The sequence below is a fragment of the uncultured Romboutsia sp. genome, from assembly GCF_958366745.1.
GTDB lineage: Bacteria > Bacillota > Clostridia > Peptostreptococcales > Peptostreptococcaceae > Romboutsia > Romboutsia timonensis.
In genome coordinates, this window is the sequence record NZ_CATXCO010000140.1 from 1 (window position 1) to 6,474 (window position 6,474).

The following is a 6,474-nucleotide window of genomic DNA, read 5'->3' on the forward strand; positions in this document are numbered from 1 at the left end:
TAACCATTGTAAATTAGTTAGTTCTTATAATACTCCTATATCTTTTATTTGATTATTACTTAGATATAATCTTTGTAAATTAGTTAAGTTCGATAATCTAGCTATATTTTTAACTTTGTTATTATTTAAATTTAACCATTTTAAGTTAATTAATTTTGATAATTCATCTATATTTTGTATTTGATTATTACTTAAATATAATCTTTGTAAGTTAGTTAAATTCGATAATTCTTCTATGTCTTTTATTTGATTATTACTTAAATCTATACATTGCAAATTAGTTATATTTGATAATAAACTTATATCATCTATTTTATTATTATTTAAATACAATTTTTTTAAATTAATTAAATCTGATAGTACTTTTATATCTTGTATTTGATTGTTGCTTAAATTCAATATTTTTAAATTAGTTAGTTCTGATAGTGTGCTTATATCTTCTATTTGATTATATCCTAAATATAATTCTTCTAAATTTATTGCATTATCTAATCCAGTTAAGTCTAAAATTCCCTTATTAGAAGCATCTAGCCATCGAAGTGATTTAATATTATCTTTTGTAATTTCACAATTTGGGTTTAAATTTAATTCATATTTTATAGCCTCTTCTAAACCTTTATCTGGTATAGTTATAACTTCATTTTTATCTGTCATTTCATACCATCTCCATGCCATGTATTGGTGAGCTTAATTTAATATTATTTATCTTTATAATATTTATAAAATAATTTTTTATCATAGTTGTTTATAGAGTAAAAAGTTATTAAGTAGAATAGATTTAATTTTACATATTAAGTCAATATTATTAGCCTTATTTTATATTTATGATTATATCACCAAATTGTTCCATTATTTAGAAAGAATGTATTAAAATTCATTTAAACGCTTTGATGTAAATATTATAAAACCGCATCATTTACTTTGATACGGTTTTTAATAATCAATGCTTAAAATATCTATTTTATCTAATTATCTATAAGATCTTTAGTTGCAGGACTTCCTATTAGTCTTCCTTTATAATCAAATCTTGATCCATGACATGGACAATCCCATGTTAATTCATCTGCATTCCAACCAAGTTGACATCCTAAATGTGGACATTTTGTTGATACTATAAATTCCTTACCGTCATTATTTTTATAAACGCCAATTTTCTCATCATTATATTCAACAATTCCAGCATGTCCATTTTTAATATGTTCTATTTTACTACTTGGAATATATATTTTTTGTGCGATAAAATTCTTGGCCGTTTCAATCATATCATTGGCAATATTACCTATTGATAGTAATAAATCAAATCTTTTAGGAGAGAATATTTCTGAAAAATCATTTTCTTTATCTAATATCATATCCGATATAATCATAGCCGACACCATAGAACTTGTCATTCCCAATTTATTAAATCCTGTGGCAACATATATATTAGGTGTTTTATCAGAATATTTACCTATATAAGGTATTTTGTCTATAGTCATACAGTCTTGAGCTGACCAATGATACTTTTCTTTTGAATTTGGATATAGATCTTTTGCTATTTTTCTCAACTTATCATAGCATCCACCTTTTTCATTTTCTCCTGTTCTTTGATCTATAGCCCCTAACAATAGTAAATCTTTATAGTTTCTAAAAGAACATCCATTTTTCTCAACATCTATGTACATACCATTAAAATTATCTGCATTTTCTAAAGCTATAATATATGATCTTTCTTGGTGCATTTTCATGAAATAATATCCAGGTGCATTCATTATTGGATAATGAGTTGCTACAACTATATTATTTGCAGTTATGTTTCCCCTATTGGTGATTACTAAATTTTCTTTAATTTCTAATGCTCTGGTATTTTCATAAATAACTAAATCACTTGAAATATCTTTTAAAAATTTAAGTGGATTAAACTGTGCCTGATTATTAAATTTGACAGCTCCTTTAATTTCAAAAGGAAGATTAATACTTTACACAAATTCTGCAGAAATACCAAGTTTATTAGCTGCTTATACTTCTTTTTTTATGTTCTCTACTTCATTTAATGAATATACATATGCTGATTTTTCTTCAAACTCACAGTCTATTTTTCGTTCTTTAATAATTTCTTTATATTTTTTTATAGCAAGTTCATTTGCCTTTGCATATTGTCTTGCCTTTTTCTCTCCAAATTCTGATATTAATTTGTCATAAATTAAATCGTGTTGAGATGTTATCTTTGCAGTAGTATTTTTCGTATTTCCACTTGCCATTTCAGCTGCATCAATTAAAATTACATCTATACCATTTTGTTTTAGCATGTATCCTATTAATATTCCTGCCATACCTGCTCCAATAATTATGGTATCAGTTTTTATATCTTTATCTAAAACTTCTCTTTTTCTGAATTTACAACTCTCACTCCATATAGATTGCATAAATTCACCTCATTTTTATTATTTTATTTTCAAAATTATATACACAATTTATATTTTGCACATTTTCATAAATATATATAATATCATAAAATAATTATTTTTATATGCAAAAAACCGTACCATTTATTTATTATACGGTTTTTATTGCATATTTTAAATTATATGAATTACTTTATCTATTATATATTTTAATTATTACATAGAGCATCTTCTGATATATCAGGAAGTCCTATAGTAAATTTACTTCCTTTATTAAGCTCACTTTCAAGTCTAATATATCCACCGTGAAGATCTACTATATCCTTAACAAGTGTAAGTCCAATACCACTACTAGTTGCCTTTGTAGCACCGTTTCCTTCTACTTGCGAGAATCTTTTAAATATAAACTCTTGATCTTCTTTTGATATTCCTATGCCATTATCTTCTATAGTGATTTCAATGTAGCCTTTTACTTCTTTAATATATACTCTAATTTCTCCACCTTCAGGAGTAAACTTAACTGCATTACCTAATAAGTTTATGACACATCTTTCTATTTCTGTTTCATCACAAGAAATAACTTTTTCTTCTATTTCAGGGTCAATTATAAGTGATAATCCTTTTCCCTCTATGAAATTACTCATATTAAGTGCAACTTCTTCTGCGATATATACTATGTTATTATTCTTTTTATTAATTTTATAATTCCCCGTTTCTATTTTTGAGCTATCTATTATATCATTTATTATTTTTAATAAATTTTCACAATTTCTATTTATAATCTCTATATATCCTTCAGCTTTTTTATATGTCATAGTTTTATTTCTCATCATATTATCTGTTAATTGTAATATTGATGTTATGACATTTATTGGTGTTCTAAGCTCATGAGATAAATTTACAAAATAATTATTTTTAAACTTTTCATTATTTATTATTTCTTCACTTAACTTTTTATTTTCTTCTAATTGCTTATTTAGTTTCATAGTTTTGTGATTTACTAAGTTTTGTAATATCTTAACATAATTAAATATATAAAAAGCTATTGCTAACAATATAACTATATATATTAAATAAGCTAAAGGTGTTTTCCATATAGGACTTTTAACTCTTATATTCATACTGGTTTCTTTGGTTAAATTTCCATGTCCATCTCTAGCTCTCATTTTTAAAGTATATTTACCTGGTTCTAATGTTTTAATATTTAAATAAGACTTACGATCTACATATATCCAATTTGAATCAATTCCTTCAATCATATATTCATAGGTTATATTATTTAAATTTTCATAAATAGGTAAAAAATACTCTATTGATAAATCTTTATCATAATGCTCTAAAATTAATTCTTTATTATTATAACTAACCTTATTTTTCCCTATAAAAATATCTCCAAATACAACTTTATTCTTATTTCCAATAGGATTTTCTATATCTTCTGGATTAAAATATGTAATACCATTTGTACTTCCAAATATCATCATTCCATCTTTATTTTTTAAACTTGAATTTATGTTAAATTGATATCCATATATACCATCCATTTTGGTAAAGTTTATTATATTTGCTTTTTCTATATCAAATTTATTTAAGCCTTTATTGGTACTTATCCAAAGATTATTATCATCATCTAATAAAATTGAGTTTATAAAGTTATTAGTAAGACCTTCAGCCGTAGTATAAGAAGTAAATTTATTTGTCTTTATATTAAATTTACTTAAACCTATATTTGTTCCAATCCATAAGTTTTCAAACTTGTCAAATATCATACAATTTATATCATTATTAATTAATGAGTCACGATTCAAAGAGTCATGTGTATACTGCTTTATAACGCCCCTTTTCTTATGATATTTAACTAACCCAGTACCTGACCCACCTAGCCAAAGAATATTTTCATCTTCATAGTCTGGTAATATGTATGTTATTTTTCCCGGATTAATATTAAACTTCTTTAAGTCTTCACCATAAGAAGTTTTTTCTTCAGTCTTTATATTTACAGAACGAAAATCACTTGTATTTGAAGACCAAGCAAATTCTCCATCACTATATAAATAATTTAACTCTTCATGATATATATCTTCATATGAGCGTTTAGTAAATATACCGTTATTTATATTTACTAATATTGCATACTTATTGGTAACAACTAAAATATCATCCTCATCTATTTTATATAAACCTGTTATATACTCATTATTTAAATCTACTTTATTATCATTATTTTGACAAATTATATCTACTAAGCTCCCATCCTTTTCATCAAATATATATATTCCATAATACTTAGTAGCCATTAAATAATATCCATTATGTTGTATCATAGATACTATACTTTTATCATATAAAGTTCCTTTTTTATGATTATATTCAGTATTAAAATTAAATTGATTACCTTTATTTGCTATATTTATACCTTTATCGGTTCCAACCCATATCGTTCCATTAGAATCTTCATAAAAGCATGTTATATTATTACTAGCAAGGTTATTTACAAAAGTAGTATTCTTATTTAAATAACTAATTTTTTTATTTCGTATAGAATATATTTTTATCCCATTACTACTAGATATCCATATATTATTATTACTGTCATTTAAAATAAATTCATTATTATAAATTTTTTTATCTTTATCTTTTTCAATATAAATACTATTTATTTTATTTTCTTTTATGTTAAAAACCTTTACTTCTGTATCATCAATAATGTATAATTCATTTTTTTTATCTTCTTTTTGATTATAGATAAAAATACCTTCTTTTGTAGAAATCCATGCATTTCCTAGATAATCAAATTCTATATTATAAACATATAAACTATTATCATATACCTTACCTTCAAAATAGTTTATCTCTAAATTTTTTTTATTTATTAGGTTTATTCCACATGTTGTTCCAACCAGTAGAGTATCATTTTCATCATTCTTTAAACATGTTATATATGAATTAGTTAATGATTTTTTATCATTTTTATCATGGTATAATGCTTCAAATTTCGAATTTTTAATATCTATCTTAATTAGACCATTTTCAGTTCCAACCCACATAATATCATCTTTATCATCTTTTAATAAAGAAGTTATTTTTAAATTAGATAACTTAGGTCCATCTATTTTTAAGTCATTAAACCTTACAATACGATCTGTATTCCTATCTATAATATCTAAGCCTAAATCAGTTCCTACCCATATATTCCCTCTAGAATCTTCCTCTATAGCATTTATATATGTTGAACTTAATGAGTTCTCTCTATCAACACTACAATTATATACTTTTATTCTTTCACCATCATATCTATTAAGTCCATCTATTGTCCCTATCCACATATAGCCTTTACTATCTTGAAATATTGATGTTACATATTCATTTGAAAGTCCTTCATCAATAGATAGTTTTTCAAAATTTCCACTTTTTAATGATTCGGCTGATACTGATATAGGAATTAAAATATTTATTATAATATACCCTAATAGTATTATTTTTGACAGTTTCCCTTTCATATATTTACTCCTTCATACCCCTAAATATATTTAATATTACTATCTAAATTTTATATTAATACATCGTATATGAATTTTCAATATTTTTAAACTTATTTTGACATTTTTATAACATATAAAAAGACTATGATATTTACTATCATCGTTCTTAATAAATTTCTCTTTAATATTTAAAACTATATTATTCTATATGATATACTTAAAAATATTGGCTAGACATTCAAATTCTAAATTACTTTAATTCAATAATTATTTCAATTAAATATTCTTCTTTGCTATTAGAAGTTAATACATCTAAAATCTCCTTTGTATAAGAATTACTTCCAATGACTAGATTATTATCCTTTGCATAAATCATCATTTTATCATAAGTTTGTTCAATAGTATTATAATAGCCTTTATGATAACCTATAAGATACTCTCCCTTTTGTTTTACAACTAATTTATGACTATTAACTTTTTTATTAATCTTTTTTCACGTTCTCATTAATTTGTCGCCCTTTATATGAATAGTATATGAAGACGATACTATTCTATCAAGTATGACATTTGCTATTGATTATTTTGCTCAAGTTGACCAATTATTCTGA

General features: G+C 23.8%; 3 protein-coding genes and 1 pseudogene. All 4 read right to left on the minus strand.

The genetic code is table 11. The features are described from left to right. Positions 1 to 24 precede the first annotated feature (24 nt). The 4 genes and pseudogenes from Q5F54_RS09375 to Q5F54_RS09385 all read right to left on the minus strand — a co-directional run bounded on the left by Q5F54_RS09375 (position 25) and on the right by Q5F54_RS09385 (position 5,884). Positions 25 to 654, minus strand: coding sequence for a leucine-rich repeat domain-containing protein (locus Q5F54_RS09375; RefSeq protein ID WP_302334300.1), 630 nt, complete (start codon positions 652 to 654; stop codon positions 25 to 27). Positions 655 to 965: 311 nt separating this feature from the next. Beyond that, complete coding sequence (locus tag Q5F54_RS13085) at positions 966 to 1,379, minus strand: Rieske 2Fe-2S domain-containing protein (protein WP_331562642.1); 414 nt, start codon at positions 1,377 to 1,379, stop codon at positions 966 to 968. Continuing rightward, a pseudogene (locus tag Q5F54_RS09380) lies at positions 1,362 to 2,405 on the minus strand (NAD(P)/FAD-dependent oxidoreductase); the annotation flags it as partial. The gene Q5F54_RS13085 and the pseudogene Q5F54_RS09380, both read right to left, overlap by 18 nt. Before the next feature lie 188 nt (positions 2,406 to 2,593). Then, entirely contained in the window at positions 2,594 to 5,884 is a 3,291-nt protein-coding gene (locus Q5F54_RS09385) for a two-component regulator propeller domain-containing protein (protein ID WP_302334301.1), read from the minus strand. Between the last annotated feature and the right edge of the window lie 590 nt (positions 5,885 to 6,474).